Here is a 14,748-nt window from a genome sequence, read left to right on the forward strand (position 1 = left end):
TCACACTGCCGCGAATGTCAGCGCGCCGGCCGATTCCAACGCAATCTCGTAGGTCACTTCACCGTCGTGCTCGCCGGCGAATTCGAGGTTCGAGATTTGAAACGGCCCGGTTACGCTGCCGAAATCCGGCACGATGATCTGATACGTCTTCACCGCGCCGTCGAAGAATGTCTGCCGCACCAGCGCGTCGGACGCTGCGTCCTTGAACAAGCCTCGCCCGGCAATCGAGGCGCGCTTGACGCCTGCGCCTTCCAGCAATTCGCGCCAACGCCCCGCTGATTCCGCATGCGTGATGTCGACGCTCTGCGCGTTGAAGGCGAGCCGCCGCGTCCGCAGCCCCGCAACCGTCGTATACCCCGTGCCATCCTGAATCTTGATCAGGAGGTCTTTGCCTTTCTGTGCTGCCATTCGCGGCTCCTCAAACTGGTTCGGTAACGGCGCGGAAGCGCACGATCGCGTGGTAGGTGCGCCCATCGGCCTCGCGCCGCACATCCGCGACCGCAAAGCGCAAGTTCACCAACCGGTGCCCCTTGAGATCGAGGTCCGCGTCATCGAGCGATTGCATCACGGCTCCTGCAACGCGATGTGCTTCGCTATGCCCACCCTGCCGCGACCAAGCATGCAGCACGATGCGGTGCTCTTCGCCGCGCTCGTCACCGGCGGAGAAGTCGAACGATCGCGCATCGCCAAGCGTCACGTAGGGAAACTTCGCATTGCGTGGCGCTTCGTCGTAGATGCGCGCGCCGCAAAGTTCGGCGACGAGCGTCGGATCCTCCGACAACGCTTCATGGATCGCGGCGCGCAGCGCCACGGCAGCAGATGGCATTGAGTATTTCCTAGTCGCGGCGCTCTTCGGCCCGGATCAACAGAAAGCGGCCGTCCGCGTCCTGCTCGCAGACCGCGATGACGCGGAAGACGCGTGGGCCCGCACTCAGGCGATGCCGCACACCGACATCGAGCGGCGCGCGGACGACGATCATGTGCGTCACCGTCGTGCCGGGTGCTTCCGCGACAGTGGCGAAGCGAAGCGACACCGGATTGACCGCGGCCCACACGGTTGCGGCAACGGCGTAGCCACGCGTGACACCACCGGCGCCGTCCGGCGTTTCGATCGGCTTCTCGACTGTCAGTCGCGTCTTGAGTTGACCTGGATCGATCACAGCGAAAGCTCGCGATACGGCGCGATCAGCGCGCCGACCCCATCGGGGATTTGCGCCGCACGGTCGCTCGCCGTGGCGCGGTGTTCGTACCAATGCGCGATCAGCAGCCGCATCGCCTGGCGCAACGCTGCAGGCACATCGGCCGCCAGCTCACGGCGGGTCTGCGTTTCCACATAGTCGCGCGCCGCCGCAATCAGCGTGCCGATCAGCGCATCCTCGTCGGCATGCGCGACGCGCAGAAATGCCTTCGCCTCGTCGAGCCCGATCGGCTCCGAGGCGCTCAACCCAGCTTCGGCCATGACTGTGATCCCGATTGACAACACGCAAGCGATGCGGCTCAACCGCCGCATGCGCTTCGCTCTCGCTCTCTTTGCATTTGCCGTGTCGCTGCCGGCTCACGCGATGGTCGGCAACACGCCGCTCGCGACGCCGGAAACCGGCAGCCGCCATGCGGTGCTCATCGTCGGCTCGCGCGGCAATTCGTGCACGGGCGCGGCGCTCTCGCGCGACGTTGTGCTCACGGCGGCGCATTGCGTGCCGCCCGGCGCCGACTACAAGATCGTCGAATACGATGCGGCGCGCCGTCCGACGCTGAAGGACGTCCGCGAGATCGTGCGGCATCCGCAATTTTCGCTGCAGGCGATGCAGTCGCACCGCGCCACCGCCGACATCGCGCTCCTTAAGCTCGCGAGCCCGCTGCCCGCCGCGATCATGCCCGCAACGTTGAGCACCGCCGGGGTCGCCCAAGCCGGCGCGAGCTTTATCGTCACGGGTTACGGCGTGACCGCGCTCGGTGATGGCCGCTCCGGCGGCACGCTGCGCTCGGCGCGCCTTGTCGCGACCGGCACGCCGGGTGGACTGCAGCTGCGGCTCGTCGATCCGGCGACGCGCAACGGGCGCGCCGGTCAAGGGGCCTGCACGGCCGACAGTGGCGGCCCAGTGTTCGCGCCCGGCAGCCTCGATATCGTCGGCGTCGTGTCGTGGTCGACCGGCCCCGGCAACACCGCCGGCTGCGGCGGCCTCACCGGCGTCGCGCCGATCCTGCGCTACCGCGATTGGATCCTGCAGACGCTGCGGCGGTTGGGTGGTTAGGTTGCGCCTATGTTGGCTTGTAAATGCCGCGATCCAAAGCCACCAGCGTCATGCCTGCTTCCCCAGCCTCTGGAAAATGGTTCGACGCGGCAATTCTCTCCAACAGCTGCCGGCTCTCCACCGGAGCAACGGCAAGCGTAGCCTTCGCCGCTTTGTACCGAACGTGCCAGTTTTCGTGTTTATGCAGATCGATGAGCAATCGGCGCTGATCGCCTGTCCGACTTTTCAGTTCTGAAACTAGAGCCTGCATTTGGTGGAACAGCCGACTGTATTTCGCAATCGACCCGTACGACTGCTCGTATTCTTGAGCAACTGCGATCTCGATAAAGTAGCCGACCAGTTGCTCGTTTGATTGGCCAGGCAGACTGCGCTTTCTCATTTGCAAGCCGTACGCTGAAATAATCTCAGATCAGTCGTATTCGGTTCCCGGACGAGCCCCTGGGTACTGGTAGTTTTTGAAAGGCTCTGGAAGCATTTCACGCCGCAGGACTTCGATAATTTCGTGCTTACGAATGGTCAGGCCCATGTTCGGCCAAGCTTCGGTGCCTACGACCCCAATCTGCATAACGATTTGCCACTCAGGAAATTCATCCAGCAAGGACCGTACTTTTGCTACGATGTCGGGGCGGAACATATGGAACTGATGAACCTCTACGTGGTGACGCTTCCAGCCGTAGTTGTCATCGACCAAAAAGCAATCGCCGTCTCCAAACGCGTTATCGACCCCATACCGGGAAAGTAGCGATAAGATCTGCTCGTAAAGCCTCTCCCAAATCTCCGATTGCTCATCGTCGTCCTCGCAACTCAAGCGTACCGTCCTCGTAATGACTTCGATCAACGAACACCTGCGCCTTCGCGCCAAACGACATCAAGTTCATGAGCGTCATCTGTGCTGCACATTGAACGCTCCATTATCTACCTCGAAAATCTCGCGTGTGTATTGTCACAAATATCATTCGGCACGGGCGACTGTAGTGGCCTCGCGCCGATCCGGGCTATCTTAAATTGACCTGCAAACGCAGCGACGCCGTAGTAATTTTAGGTGGGCTCCGTCGACCTCACGAGTTCAAAATCTATGTAAGGCGAATGCTTAGATCCGTCAGTCCATACTCGTACTCGCGTCGATGCGTTTAGAACCTGAAAGGACGTCAGCTCTTCAACCGTGGTTTCAAGTACGAGCGCCCGAGATGGCGTCTCGATTGTCCCATCAAACACTAGTTTGGCACTATCGCGCTGCTTCAAGCCGAAACCCAGAGCTATATGGGCATCGCCGTCGACCTCACCCTGACAATTTGAAATCACACAAGTAGACGTTGTCCAAATCCCGTCCCACGTGTCGACGACCGGAATGGTGAAATGAACCGACTCGCGCAGAAAAATGATAGGATGCCGAACATTGACAATGGTTTTGAAGGTAGTCATGCGGGTCTCTCAATACTTGTTCCACCTAAGATGCACGCCTTGCCTCGAGCTGCAGCCCGCACAATGGGGATATCCGAATTGCTGCGCGCCGGCCGGGTTTATCGAAGTAGGCCTTTGATGGTCTAAATACGGGTTGCCCGATGCTGTACCAAAATTGAAGGTTCCGCATGTATGACATCCGTATCGCAGTCCATTCAGATAGACTTGCTCTCGCTCTGCAACGGTACCGCGCGGCGCAGTTAGTGGCACCCCTTCTCCTGCAAATGGCCCTACAGTGCGGCCGTGCCATTGAAGCTCCTGGAAACGCGCCTCTGCAGCCCATCGTTGAGCTTGAAAGTTAGTGATCGCGCTTTCGATATTGGAAGCGCCTAGATCTCTCGGCGCCCGCCAGCCGGGCTGAATTTCTTGAACTCGCTGGATCGCATTGTTGGCGTCAACACGAGCAACCTCGTAACGGACCTGCTGGGCGAGTGTTGACCCGGGAAAATGGACGGATGGAGAGCGACGCCTGTTATCACTGAAATCGGTAGGCGCATCATCAGGAGTTGCGCCAGGACCGTCATCCTTTTCAGATTCGGAGGCGGGTTTGCCGGCATCATCTTCCTTTCCGCCATCATCCCCACCATCCTTCCCGCTCTCCCCATCCCCTCCCCCCTCACTCACCCACTGCCCGCCATCCGGGCCGCCGGCGGGAGCGCGTGGCTGATCCTCCCAGTGGTAGCCGTAGGACCCCTCGGGGGTTTCTTCGTCGCCGCCCTCGGCCTCGCCCTTCAGCAACAAATTCGCGCTGCGCAGGCCCGCAAGCAAAAGTTGCGCTCCCGCAGCGTGCACCGCGCGCGCGTCGCGCACCGCGTTCGCGTCGTAAGTCGGCCGCGTAAATCGCGCCGCATCCGGCCGCATCCAACGCTTCGCGTTGTGCGCAGCCCAAGCTTCAGCGTTCAGCAACGAACGCCTCCATCGATGTCGGGGGAAAGAAAAAGCGGCGCCCTCGCGAGCGCCGCTGGATCACGCCGTCAGGGACGCTACGTCATTCAACGCGGCGTCATGCGACACGACGTCAGGTCGAAAACTTCAGCAGCTTGATCGCGTCGAAATCCTGCACGCCGCCGCCGACCCGCTTCGTCGTGTAGAACAGCACATACGGTTTCGCGCTGTAGGGATCGCGCAGCACGTTGACGCCCTGGCGATCGACCACCAGATAGCCGCGATTGAAATCGCCGAACGCGACCGAGAGCGAATTTGCCGCGATGTCCGGCATATCCTCGGCCTCCACGACCGGGAACGTCATCAGGCTCGCGCGCGCGCCTGCCGTCGCCGGCGGCTACCAGAGATACGCGCCGCTTGCATCCTTGAATTTGCGGATCACGCTCTGCGTCTTCCGGTTCATCACGAACACCGCGTTCTGCCGATAGCCCGGCCGCAGCGCATAGATGAGATCGATGAGACTGTCGGACGGGTTGCTCGCCGCAAACGCCCCCGCAACGCCGGTCGACAACGTGCCGATATTGCCCCACGTCCACGCCGTATTCGCGACCGTCGGATACGAAACGAAACCCTTCGGCTTTCCGGCGCCGTCGCCTTTGACGAAGGCCGCGCCTTCCTGCTCGGCGAACGCCGTGTCGATCTCGCCCGCCAGCCACTCGTCGATATTCACCGCCGCATCGTCGAGCAGCGCCGCGGTCGCGGCCGGCATCGCGTAGAGTTCGGCGGTCGGAAATGCGAGCGCGTCCAGCGTCGGCGAATTCGTCTGCGGGCGCGGCGCGGATTCGCCGACCCAGCCGACGGCCGGGCCCGTCGTCAGAAACGGCCGCGTGTAGACGGACGAACTCACCTCGCGCACGCTCGCAATTGCGCGGATCGGTGAGATCGCGGCCAAGCGGCGGCCGATATCGGTCTCGATCTGCGGCGGCACAAGATAGCCGCCGTCCGGGTTCGAGCCGATCGACATCGCCTTTTGTTCGAGCGCGCGCAACGCGCCGACTTCGCCGCGCCGGATGTAATCGTCGAACGCGGCTTTGTGCTCGCGCTCCGCCCATCGCGTCGGCCGCGCCGCGCCATCGAGCGCCGGGCGCCCGCTCTTCACGATGAGATCGTCGATCAAACGCGCCTGCCGCTCGATCGCCGCGTCGATGCGCGCGACCTTGTCTTCGGCGACAACATCACCACCGCGGCGCTCCAGCACATCGAGCCGCTCGTCGTTGGTGGCTTTGAAGGTCTCGAACATGCGCATGAGATCGCCATGCATCTGCATGGCGTCGGCCGAATACGCCGCCTTCGTCTCGAAATTCGTCTCGCTATCCATAAAAACTCTCTCCAGAAAATCGCTCAAATATTGATTTGCAAATTTCGCCACAGCGTCTCCGCCTTGAGCCGCGCCGGCGAAGCACGCGGCGCCATCGCGCGAGCGCGCCCCGGCGGGTCGGCAAACTTCAAACCCTTGACCCGGCGCACGCGCGCTCCGTCCGCAAGCGGAAACGTGACGATGGAAATTTCCCAGAGATCGATCGTGAGCAGCTTGCGCACCCGCGTCTTCGGATCGATCCGCCCTTTGACGGCTTTGAAGCCGATCGAAAGGCCGTCGATCGCGCCGGCCTGCAGCAGCGCCAAAACCTCGCGGCTGCGCGCAACATCCGGGATCAAGCGCCCGCGCGCGAACAGCCCGCGCGAGTCCTCGCGCAGTTCGAGCCACACGCCGATCGGCTCGGCCGGATCGTGCTGAAACAGCATCGGCACACGATGATGCCCGCGCAGCTTCAGCGTTTCGCGAAAGGCACCCGGCAGCACCATGTCGCGCGCCTGATCGATCTCGCCGAAGACGCTGGCGTAACCTTCGATCGTGCCGTCCGCATCGAGGCGCGGTCCGTCCTGCACCCAAAATCCGTGCATCCATCAGGTCTTTCGTGAGGGAGAAAAGAAGCGCTAGCTGGTTCGCGCGTCAGCACTTGCCGCGCCGGGCTGGCCGCGCTTTCTTGCGCGGCTTCGTCTTCTCAATGCGCCCGAGATGATCGACGAACTCGCGGAAGATCTTCACCGGGTCCGTCTTCGGCTCTGACGGCGCGCGAATGGCGCGCAGGACGCTGTTCAGTTTTTCCATCGGAATTTCCAAATCTAGAGTTTCCAAATCTCTCGTTGAAACGGGCGAGCTCGCGGACGAAATCGTCGAACCGGCGCATCGCGCCGGTCAGCTCGCGCAGGCTGAAAATCAAAAGCGCGGTCGACCAGCTCGCCCAGAGAAAAAGAGCGAGATGCGCAAGGTCGCCGCGATGCGCGAAGTGATTGACCAGATCGCTCATTGTTGTTCTCTCTTGTTCGAGCTTCTGCTTGAGATGACTAAGCGAGGCGATCGCCGCCCTCGATCGGCGTGTAACCAAGCGCCTCGCGCTTCTCGTTGATGGTAAGAAAGCTCGCGTCGGAGAGCCGTTGCCACGCTGCGGCACGGTCGACGCTCAGCGCATCGACGCGGTCTGCATCGATCGTCAGCGCCACCGCGCCGTAAACGGGCTCCAGCCATTGCGAGATCGCCGCCCCCGTGCGCGCCGCGAGCGGAAGCACCGTCTGCCGCCAGAAGCTTCGGTTGGCTTCCTGATAATTCGAATATGTGTTGTCGCCCGGAATGCCGAGCAGCATCGGCGGCACGCCGAAGGCGAGCGCGATCTCGCGCGCCGCCGCGTTGCGCGCCTCGAGAAAATCCATGTCCTTCGGCGTCAGCGACATCGACTTGAAGTCGAGCCCGCCTTCGAGCAGCATCGGCCGTCCCGCATTCGTGCTGCCTTGGTAGCTCGTCTCAAGCTCTTCTTTGAGCCGCGTGAACTGCGCTTCCGACAGCGTCGTCCCGTCGCTCCGCGAATAAATCAATGCGCCGGAGGGCCGAGCCGCATTGTCGAGCAGCGCTTTGTTCCATTTCGCCGACGCGTTGTGCGTGTCGAGCGCGTAGGCCGCGGCTTCGAGCGGCGACAAGCCGTAGTGATCGTCGAGCGGATTGGTCAGCGTCAGCTGCAGGATTGGCGCCACCGGGCCGTCTGCCTGCGACATGCGGATCGTCCGTCCCGACACCGCATATTCGTAAGCTTCCGGCCATCCATCCGACCCCGGCACGACGCGCACGCGGTCCGGCCGCAGCGCGTAGAGCTCGCGCACCGTATCGCCCACCGCTACCGCTTCGAGATACGCGTTTCCGGCGAGCAGCAGATGCGTGTAGGCGATCTCCATCAGCCCCGCGCCGTTCTGCCGTGCATTCGGCGCCGCGAGCAGCGTGAGCAACGGATGCTCCGCATTCTCCACCGCATCGACATGCGCGAGCCACGGCAGCGACGCGGCGCTCTCCGCAACGAGCTTCACGGCGCGATGCACGATCGCGTTTTTGACGTAGCCTTCGCGCGTCAGCAGCGTGTAATCGCGCGGCGTCCAGCGCGCCTTGCCGAGCTGGCCGAGCGCGATGAGGTTCGACACGCGCGAGGCTTTCTCCTCCGGCGCGCGGAGCAGCGAACGCAAACGTTTCAGCATGAAGCCTCGACAACTGTCCGAAATTCGAATGGCCTGCGGCACCTGCCGCAGGCCGCAGCTCTAACCTCTCCCATGGGGAGAGGTCGGACTGCGTCTTGTTCGCGAAGCGAATGGCAGTCCGGGTGAGGGGTTAAGATCTACCGCGAGCCACAATCCCCTCACCCGCCGCGCTGCGCGCGTCGACCTCTCCCAATGGGAGAGGTGACTCCGCATCTGACGTCAGCGCAGCGAGAGACAACTTAAGCTTCACAACCCCCGTACACGCGGAGCGCCGCGCGCAAAAGTGAGTTCCGAAATCGCCCACACCAGTGCATCGAGCCGATCCGGCGAGCGCCCTGACGTCAGCCCGTCGAGCCCGAAATCGCACATCTCGTCTTCCAGCGCCGGAAAGACGCCGGCGTGCCGCACGCGGCCCTGCTCGTAGAGTTGCGCCACCGGTTCGGCACGGACGTATTTCGAGCGCTGCGCGTGCCTGGTCACGACCGGCACTTCGGCATCCTGCTCGCGGATCACCGCGCGCACCATCTCGCCGCCCTGGTTCACCTCGGCGACGAGCACGTCGGCCTCAAGCCGCCGCCACAGCGCGACGGCGCGCGCCGCCCAAGCCGCCGGCGTCAGACCGCCCGACGACTCGTCGGCGATGACATAGACGATACCGCCATCGTCGCGTCCCGCCGCAACGATCCCGCAGGCATCCGCGCCTTTTCGCGACGAGGCCGGCGGATCGACCGCAACGACGATGCGGATCAAAGGCGGGATCACCGCGACACGGCTACGCTCGATCCAATCACGCGACCACATCGCATCGACGCGATCCGCGATGATCTCCCCGCCAAGCTCCTGCCGCCCGAGCACCGTTCCGCCGTAGCGCTCCGTCATCGCGGCGAGAAACGTCGGCGCGAGATGAACCGCGTTGTCGGCGCTCGTCGCGCGGCACACGACGGTACTGCTGCGTTCGAGCAACTTCTTCAGAATCGGCAGCGGCCGCGGCGTCGTCGTAATGACCTGACGCGGCCGCGCACCAAGGCGCAGTCCGAATTGCAGCATGTCGAATGCGGCTTCCGCGTAACGCCACTTGGCGAATTCATCGAGCCAGGCGGCGTCGAATTGCGGCCCGCGCAAACTCTCCGGGTCGTCCGCCGAATAAACTTCCCCGATCGCGCCGTTCGGCCATTCGAGCCGCCCGCGCGTCGGGATCCAGCGCGGCCGCGTGTTCGGCGGCCCACAGCGCAGCAAGCCCGCGACGCCTTCGATCATCACCTCGCGCACATCGTGAAAAGTGCCACCGATCAGCGCGACCCGCTCGTGGCCTTCTTCGGTGACCGCGTGGCGCACCCATTCAGCGCCCGAACGCGTCTTCCCGGCGCCGCGTCCGCCAAGGAGCACCCACGTTCCCCATTCGATTGAGTCCGGCGGAAACTGATGCGGCAGCGCTGCCAGCGGCCACACGTGCCAAACGGCGCGAAGCTCAGCCGGCGTCATCGCCGCTATCACGGCCCTCCACCCCCACGTCTCCAGCAAGGCGAGCCATTCGCGCCGCAAGTGCGCGACGGAGTTCGTCGAGGTCGGTGGGAATGTCATCGTTGTCTTCGGTTGGTGACGCGGCTGCATCGGCGGCGCGTAACTCCGCAATCTTCGTCAGCGTGCGCGTCAGGCTCGCGAGCGTCCGCGCGACGCGCTCCGCCTCGACGAATTGGCCGCGCCCATTGGAAAGCCGCTTCGCTACACGCTCGACCGCGACGAGATCGCGCTCGGCGGCGCGCTGCATGCGCGTCGCGAGATCGAGTTCTTCGGTGTTGTCTTCTTGCGGCGGCGCTGCGGCGGACCGCAGCATCGGCGGCCGTGCATTTTCGCGCGGGATAAAACCACCCCACTCGATCATCCGCCGGCGGAATGTCGGCGGTGACATTTTGAGCCATTCCGCTATCGACGTGAGCGGCTCGGTGGTTTCGTTGTAGCGCTGGCGCGCTTCTTCCTTCTTCTCCTCAGAAACATCTTTCAGTCTGATCACGCCCGCCTCACTTCGCAGACGCTTCACAACGAAAAAGGGCGGCTCGACCGCCGCCCTCTTAGTTACAATTGTGGAGCATGACCAAACACTATAGGAACATCGTCACGATGTCAACCAGTATTTTCCTATAGAGAGATTATTTTCCTTAATTCTTCACTGTCCGCTAACGAGCCGCTGTGCGAACAGCGCGATTGCGCGCTGGTAGTTGTTGGATTTGTTCCACTCATTGAGGACCTGGAAGTTCGCCGTGCCCTCGCCGTACGGCCCTTTCCGCCAGCCGTGGCTGCGCAGCAGGTTCGCCGTCGAGGCGAGCACATCCGGCACGCTGCGGATGAGATCGCGGCGGCCGTTGCCGTCGAAGTCCACCGCATACTTCACGAAGTTCGACGCCAGGAACTGCGTCTGCCCGATCTCGCCGGCCCACGCGCCGCGCAGATCCGCCGAGGAGAAATCGCCGCGATCGATAATCTTCAGCGCCGCGATGAGTTCGCGCTGGAACATCTCGGTGCGCCGGCAATCGTGCGCGAGCGTCGCGAGCGAGCGCACCACGCTCTGCTTGCCCTGCACGGCGCCGTAGTCCGTCTCCATGCCCCAGATCGCCACGATGATCTCGGGCGCAACGCCGTACTGCGCTTCGACGCGCGCCAGCGTGCCCGCGTGCTGCTGCAACATCTGACGGCCCTTAGCGAGCCGGCCGGACGTCACGCGTTTGGCGATGAACTCTTCAAACGGCACGCGGAAATGGCCCTGGTTGCGGTCGAGCCGCAACACGGTCGGGTCCTGCGTGACACCATCGAGAGCCGCGAGCCCCCGCGCGCTGACGCCTTGTCCAGACGCGTCGCGTTTGAAATTCGGCAGCCAGCTTTCGAAGTCGCCGCCGCACTGCGCCGCAAGAGCCGGTGTCGCCGCGCAAGATGCGATCAACAAGGCGCCGACAATTCGGGTTAGACCCCGCATATTCGTCCTCCAGGGAGACACCTGACGATTCGGCCGCGATCTTAGTCGGCCGCCAAGCGCCTGAATACTGAGGAACCGGGTAAAAAATACGGCAGATAACCCCGGCACTTGCCTTGCTTTTGCCCCCACGCGGGTTGTATCGGGCTAAACCTTCAACACGAGGCCCATTCCATGCGCGCGACCGCCCCCCTCCTTCTCGCCGCCACTCTCTGCGTCATCGGCTGGTCGATCGAAAGCGCCGCCGCGCAGGAAATGCAGCCCGGCCGCTGGCGTTTTACCCAGCAGACTCAAGGCAACGGCAAGGCGCGCGCGAAAGCGACGACCCGCTGCGTCAGCCCGGCGCAAGCCAAGAACCCGGGTCAGTACTTCGCTCCGTCAGGCCGCGGCTGCGCACTCACCAGCAATACGGCTTGGGTCGGCCGGCTGTCGTCGAGCCTGCGCTGCCAGCAGGGCGACGTGACCACCGACGTCTCGTCGACGGTGACAATAAATTCTCCGACGCAGATGAGCGTCTCGACCACGATGACCATGCGCTCGCCGAAGGGCTCCGGAACCGTGACCATGGTCGGCTCAGGCGTCCGCGTCGGCAACTGCCGCGGTTAACTCAATAAGTCCGCGTAGTCCGGATGCTCCGCGATATAGCGGGCGACGAACGGGCAACGCGGGACGACCTTCATTCCCTTGGCGCGGATATCGTCGAGCACGCCGGCAACGAGCTGGCCGCCGATGCCTTTTCCGCGCAGCGCGTAAGGCACTTCCGTATGCGTGATGGCGCGCACGTTGCCGCTATCGCGATAGACCGCGATGGCGATCTCGCGCTCCAGCGGCAGCTCGTACCGCGACCGCTCCGGATGATCGACAACCATCGCCTTCTCCGTCCAAGTTGACCGCAGCCGCGTTAAGCCGCACGCTTCGGACAACGCCATTCGGCGCGACCCGAGAACCTCATGCCAGCGACAACACTCGATTCGCAGATATTCAGCGATCTCTTCACCACAAGCGAGATGCGCGCGATTTTTTCCGACGAGACGCGCGTCGCGTTTTATTTGGAGATCGAGGCAGCGCTCGCCCGCGCCGAAGCTGGACTCGGCGTCATCCCGCAAGACGCCGCGCGCGAGATCGTCGCAAAATGTCGCATCGAGACGATCGACCTAGCTAAACTCAAAGAACAAACCGATCGCGCCGGCTCGCCGATCATCGGCCTTGTCGCGCAGATCGTCGCGGCCTGCGCGGACGGACACGGCGAGTGGGCGCATTGGGGCGCGACGACGCAGGACATCACAGACACCGCGACCGTCATGCAGATCCGCGATGCGTTGGCACTCGTCGAACGCGACATCGACGCCATCGCGGCCGCGCTGAAGGCGCTCGCCGTCAAGCACCGCGATCTCCCGATGGCGGGCCGTAGCAAACTGCAGCAGGCCGTGCCAATCACCTTCGGCTACAAATGCGCGACGTATCTCGCCGCGATGCAGCGTCATCGCGAACGCCTGCGTGAATTCAAAGCCCGCGTTCTCGTGGGCGAATTCGGCGGCGCCGTCGGAACGCTGGCATCGCTGGGCAAGGACGGTCTCAAGGTTCAAGCCGCGCTGATGAAAGAGCTAAAGCTCGGCGAACCTGACATCACGTGGCACACGTTGCGCGACCGGTTCGGTGAAGTCGGCGCGTTCCTCGCCCTCCTCACCGCGACCTGCGCGAAGATCGCGACCGACGTGAAGCTCCTCATGCAGACCGAGGTCGGCGAAGTGCGCGAAGGTTTCGCCGCAGGCCGCGGCACCTCGAGCACGATGCCGCAAAAGCGCAACCCGGTCTCGAGCCCGCTCATCCACACCGGCGCATCGCTCGTCCGCCACAACGCGAATGCGCTGCTCGAAGCCGCCGTCGGCGATCACGAACGTATGACGGGACCGTGGGAGATCGAGTGGATCGCGATCCCGGAAATCTTCCTGCTGACGTCCGGCGTTCTGCGCCACACGCGTGAACTCACCGAAGGTCTCGAAGTCGATGCCGTGCAGATGCTTCGCAACCTCGCGCTGACCAAAGGCCTTATCGTCTCGGAAGCCGTCATGATGGGCCTCGGCCCGCATCTCGGCCGCCAGCATGCGCATCATCTCGTCGCGGACATCTGCCGCGAAGTCGTCCGCAGCGGCGTGCCGCTGATTGAACTCCTCACGTCGAACAAGGAGATCGCGAAAGTGATGTCGCGCGCCGAACTCGAAAAGCTGGTCGATCCCGCCAACTACGTCGGCGTCGCCGGCGAAATGGTCGACCGCGTCGTGGCGAAAGAGAAACCATAAATCTCGGCCGTCATGGCCCGGCTTGTCCGGGCCATCCACGTCTTGCCTCATCTCCACAACAGAAGATGTGGATGGCCCGCATGAAGCGGGCCATGACGGAGACTGAGGATTGAGCCAAGGAGGATGAGGGCAGAGACAGCCAGATTCTCAATACCGATACGGCGTGACGTCGAGCAGCGGGAATGCGCTGAGCACGTGCGGGTCGGTGACCGGCGGCGCACTCGTCAGATAGCTGTCGTCGAGCTCCGCAAACGTATTCACGCCGAGCAAGCCGAGCGAGCGCTGAATTTCATCCTCGAACAATTCGAGCATGCGATGCATCGCCGGAATGCCGCCAGCCGACAGCGCGTAGCACTGCATGCGGCCGAGCCCGACGATATCGGCACCCGCCGCGATGCCCTTCACGACATCGGTTCCGCGATTGAACGACCCATCCACCATCAGTTTCGCGCGGCCCTTCACGGCCTTCGCAACTTCGCGCAGCACCTGGAACGAGCCGAGGCCGTGATCGAGCTGGCGACCGCCATGGTTGGAAATGTAAATCCAGTCGACGCCGTGCTCGACGGCGATCTCGGCATCTTCCGCCGTCGCGATCCCCTTGAGGATCAGCGGAATGTCGAAGTTGTCCTTGATGCGCTTCACGCTGCTCCAATCGAGCCCCGCCTGAAAGCTCTGCCCGCCCTGCGTGACGCTGCGGCGACCTGACGTGACGTGACGCTTGGCGAGATCGCGCTCGCGGCGGCTGTAATGCGCGGTGTCGACCGTGAGGCAGAAAGCCTTGTAGCCATTGTTGATCGCGCGTTTGACGTGATCATCGGTCCAGCCCGCATCGCCGCGAACGTAAAGTTGATAAATGCGCATCGCATCCGGCGCAGCGTTGGCAACTTCTTCCATGCCGGGCTGACAGACGGACGAGAGCATGTGCGCGATGCCGAATTCTCCGGCAGCGCGTGCGGACGTCGCGCCGCCGCCTTCGGCAAACTGCTCGAGCGAGCCGACCGGCGCCAGCATCAGCGGCAAGCGCAGCTTTTTGCCGAGCAACGTCGTGCTGCAGTCAACCTTGCTGACATCGCGCAGCACGCGCGGACGGAACGCCGTCGTGTCGAGCGCCATGCGGTTACGCTTCAGCGTCGTCTCGCTCTCGGTGCCGCCGACGATGTAATCCCAATCGTTCTGATTCAGATTCTGCCGCGCCTTCGCGATGATCTCGTGAAGATTCTGAAACGGATGCGCGGCGCTGGCAGAGCGCGGATCGGCGGTCGAAGTGTCTGAAGGTTTGTCCGTCATGATCTCATTCTTTCGATAG

Annotated in this window: 18 protein-coding genes and 1 pseudogene; 3 read left to right on the plus strand and 16 right to left on the minus strand. The window is 63.3% G+C overall.

The features are described from left to right. From GJW30_RS18855 to GJW30_RS18870, 4 genes are read right to left on the minus strand one after another with little or no spacing between them, the layout of a single operon-like run. Nucleotides 1-408, minus strand: coding sequence for a phage major tail protein, TP901-1 family (locus GJW30_RS18855; protein WP_096357952.1), 408 nt, complete (start codon nt 406-408; stop codon nt 1-3). A gap of 10 nt (nt 409-418) precedes the next feature. After that, the gene (locus GJW30_RS18860) at nt 419-826 is read right to left on the minus strand and encodes a DUF3168 domain-containing protein (protein WP_096357953.1); all 408 of its coding nucleotides are present in this window, start codon (nt 824-826) and stop codon (nt 419-421) included. 10 nt (nt 827-836) lie between these two features. Further along, entirely contained in the window at nt 837-1,160 is a 324-nt protein-coding gene (locus GJW30_RS18865) for a head-tail adaptor protein (RefSeq protein ID WP_096357954.1), read from the minus strand. After that, nucleotides 1,157-1,459: a head-tail connector protein gene (locus tag GJW30_RS18870; RefSeq protein ID WP_096357955.1), complete on the minus strand. Its 303-nt coding sequence runs from the start codon at nt 1,457-1,459 to the stop codon at nt 1,157-1,159. The genes GJW30_RS18865 and GJW30_RS18870 overlap by 4 nt, the downstream gene beginning before the upstream one ends. 4 nt (nt 1,460-1,463) lie before the next feature. On the opposite strand from GJW30_RS18870, the gene GJW30_RS18875 reads away from it, so the two are divergent. Further along, the gene (locus tag GJW30_RS18875; RefSeq protein WP_347337722.1) at nt 1,464-2,252 is read left to right on the plus strand and encodes a S1 family peptidase; all 789 of its coding nucleotides are present in this window, start codon (nt 1,464-1,466) and stop codon (nt 2,250-2,252) included. Nucleotides 2,253-2,259: 7 nt separating this feature from the next. On the opposite strand, the gene GJW30_RS18880 is transcribed toward GJW30_RS18875, so the two are convergent. The 10 genes and pseudogenes from GJW30_RS18880 to GJW30_RS18930 all read right to left on the minus strand — a co-directional run bounded on the left by GJW30_RS18880 (nt 2,260) and on the right by GJW30_RS18930 (nt 11,145). Beyond that, nucleotides 2,260-2,631, minus strand: a complete 372-nt coding sequence (locus GJW30_RS18880) for a DUF2019 domain-containing protein (protein WP_096357956.1) — start codon at nt 2,629-2,631, stop codon at nt 2,260-2,262. 30 nt (nt 2,632-2,661) lie between these two features. After that, nucleotides 2,662-3,090: a hypothetical protein gene (locus GJW30_RS18885; protein ID WP_096357957.1), complete on the minus strand. Its 429-nt coding sequence runs from the start codon at nt 3,088-3,090 to the stop codon at nt 2,662-2,664. A gap of 593 nt (nt 3,091-3,683) precedes the next feature. Next, nucleotides 3,684-4,619 (minus strand): hypothetical protein, encoded by a 936-nt coding sequence (locus GJW30_RS22765; RefSeq protein WP_130364593.1) that lies wholly within the window; start codon nt 4,617-4,619, stop codon nt 3,684-3,686. A 112-nt stretch (nt 4,620-4,731) separates the two neighbouring features. Continuing rightward, nucleotides 4,732-5,925: pseudogene (locus tag GJW30_RS18900) on the minus strand (phage major capsid protein). Nucleotides 5,926-5,999: 74 nt separating this feature from the next. After that, nucleotides 6,000-6,560, minus strand: coding sequence for an HK97 family phage prohead protease (locus GJW30_RS18905; RefSeq protein ID WP_096357960.1), 561 nt, complete (start codon nt 6,558-6,560; stop codon nt 6,000-6,002). Between the two features lie 101 nt (nt 6,561-6,661). Next, nucleotides 6,662-6,967: a hypothetical protein gene (locus GJW30_RS18910; protein ID WP_096357961.1), complete on the minus strand. Its 306-nt coding sequence runs from the start codon at nt 6,965-6,967 to the stop codon at nt 6,662-6,664. Between the two features lie 37 nt (nt 6,968-7,004). Continuing rightward, nucleotides 7,005-8,177: a phage portal protein gene (locus GJW30_RS18915; RefSeq protein ID WP_096357962.1), complete on the minus strand. Its 1,173-nt coding sequence runs from the start codon at nt 8,175-8,177 to the stop codon at nt 7,005-7,007. Nucleotides 8,178-8,423: 246 nt separating this feature from the next. Continuing rightward, nucleotides 8,424-9,659 carry a DNA-packaging protein gene (locus GJW30_RS18920; RefSeq protein WP_096357963.1) on the minus strand — a complete coding sequence of 412 codons (1,236 nt, stop codon included), beginning with the start codon at nt 9,657-9,659 and terminating at the stop codon, nt 8,424-8,426. After that, a complete protein-coding gene (locus GJW30_RS18925) occupies nt 9,646-10,188 on the minus strand; it encodes a hypothetical protein (RefSeq protein WP_130364595.1) in 543 nt (180 codons plus the stop codon). Before GJW30_RS18925 ends, GJW30_RS18920 begins: the two co-directional genes overlap by 14 nt. Nucleotides 10,189-10,341: 153 nt before the next feature. Further along, entirely contained in the window at nt 10,342-11,145 is an 804-nt protein-coding gene (locus GJW30_RS18930) for a lytic murein transglycosylase (RefSeq protein WP_096357965.1), read from the minus strand. Between the two features lie 171 nt (nt 11,146-11,316). On the opposite strand from GJW30_RS18930, the gene GJW30_RS18935 reads away from it, so the two are divergent. Beyond that, entirely contained in the window at nt 11,317-11,748 is a 432-nt protein-coding gene (locus tag GJW30_RS18935) for a DUF3617 domain-containing protein (protein ID WP_096357966.1), read from the plus strand. Here GJW30_RS18935 and GJW30_RS18940 read toward each other — a convergent pair. Further along, nucleotides 11,745-12,011, minus strand: a complete 267-nt coding sequence (locus GJW30_RS18940; protein WP_096358925.1) for a GNAT family N-acetyltransferase — start codon at nt 12,009-12,011, stop codon at nt 11,745-11,747. The genes GJW30_RS18935 and GJW30_RS18940 overlap by 4 nt on opposite strands. 81 nt (nt 12,012-12,092) lie before the next feature. Here GJW30_RS18940 and pcaB point away from each other — a divergent pair, with 81 nt between their 5' ends. After that, nucleotides 12,093-13,442 (plus strand): 3-carboxy-cis,cis-muconate cycloisomerase, encoded by a 1,350-nt coding sequence (gene pcaB, locus GJW30_RS18945; protein ID WP_096357967.1) that lies wholly within the window; start codon nt 12,093-12,095, stop codon nt 13,440-13,442. Nucleotides 13,443-13,589: 147 nt separating this feature from the next. Here the strand turns inward: pcaB and GJW30_RS18950 are convergent, their stop codons facing one another. After that, complete coding sequence (locus GJW30_RS18950; RefSeq protein ID WP_096358926.1) at nt 13,590-14,729, minus strand: alpha-hydroxy acid oxidase; 1,140 nt, start codon at nt 14,727-14,729, stop codon at nt 13,590-13,592. Nucleotides 14,730-14,748 lie beyond the last annotated feature (19 nt).

The sequence above is a fragment of the Variibacter gotjawalensis genome, assembly GCF_002355335.1.
GTDB lineage: Bacteria > Pseudomonadota > Alphaproteobacteria > Rhizobiales > Xanthobacteraceae > Variibacter > Variibacter gotjawalensis.

Bases quoted from the DNA above. Each gene is read 5' to 3' on its own strand.
- GJW30_RS18950 (WP_096358926.1), bottom strand. From the start codon at position 14,729: ATGACGGACAAACCTTCAGACACTTCGACCGCCGATCCGCGCTCTGCC.
- GJW30_RS18935 (WP_096357966.1), top strand. From the start codon at position 11,317: ATGCGCGCGACCGCCCCCCTCCTTCTCGCCGCCACTCTCTGCGTCATC.
- GJW30_RS18920 (WP_096357963.1), bottom strand. From the start codon at position 9,659: ATGACGCCGGCTGAGCTTCGCGCCGTTTGGCACGTGTGGCCGCTGGCA.
- GJW30_RS18930 (WP_096357965.1), bottom strand. From the start codon at position 11,145: ATGCGGGGTCTAACCCGAATTGTCGGCGCCTTGTTGATCGCATCTTGC.
- GJW30_RS18940 (WP_096358925.1), bottom strand. From the start codon at position 12,011: ATGGTTGTCGATCATCCGGAGCGGTCGCGGTACGAGCTGCCGCTGGAG.
- GJW30_RS18915 (WP_096357962.1), bottom strand. From the start codon at position 8,177: ATGCTGAAACGTTTGCGTTCGCTGCTCCGCGCGCCGGAGGAGAAAGCC.
- GJW30_RS18855 (WP_096357952.1), bottom strand. From the start codon at position 408: ATGGCAGCACAGAAAGGCAAAGACCTCCTGATCAAGATTCAGGATGGC.
- GJW30_RS18880 (WP_096357956.1), bottom strand. From the start codon at position 2,631: ATGAGAAAGCGCAGTCTGCCTGGCCAATCAAACGAGCAACTGGTCGGC.
- GJW30_RS18860 (WP_096357953.1), bottom strand. From the start codon at position 826: ATGCCATCTGCTGCCGTGGCGCTGCGCGCCGCGATCCATGAAGCGTTG.
- GJW30_RS18870 (WP_096357955.1), bottom strand. From the start codon at position 1,459: ATGGCCGAAGCTGGGTTGAGCGCCTCGGAGCCGATCGGGCTCGACGAG.
- GJW30_RS18910 (WP_096357961.1), bottom strand. From the start codon at position 6,967: ATGAGCGATCTGGTCAATCACTTCGCGCATCGCGGCGACCTTGCGCAT.
- pcaB (WP_096357967.1), top strand. From the start codon at position 12,093: ATGCCAGCGACAACACTCGATTCGCAGATATTCAGCGATCTCTTCACC.
- GJW30_RS18905 (WP_096357960.1), bottom strand. From the start codon at position 6,560: ATGCACGGATTTTGGGTGCAGGACGGACCGCGCCTCGATGCGGACGGC.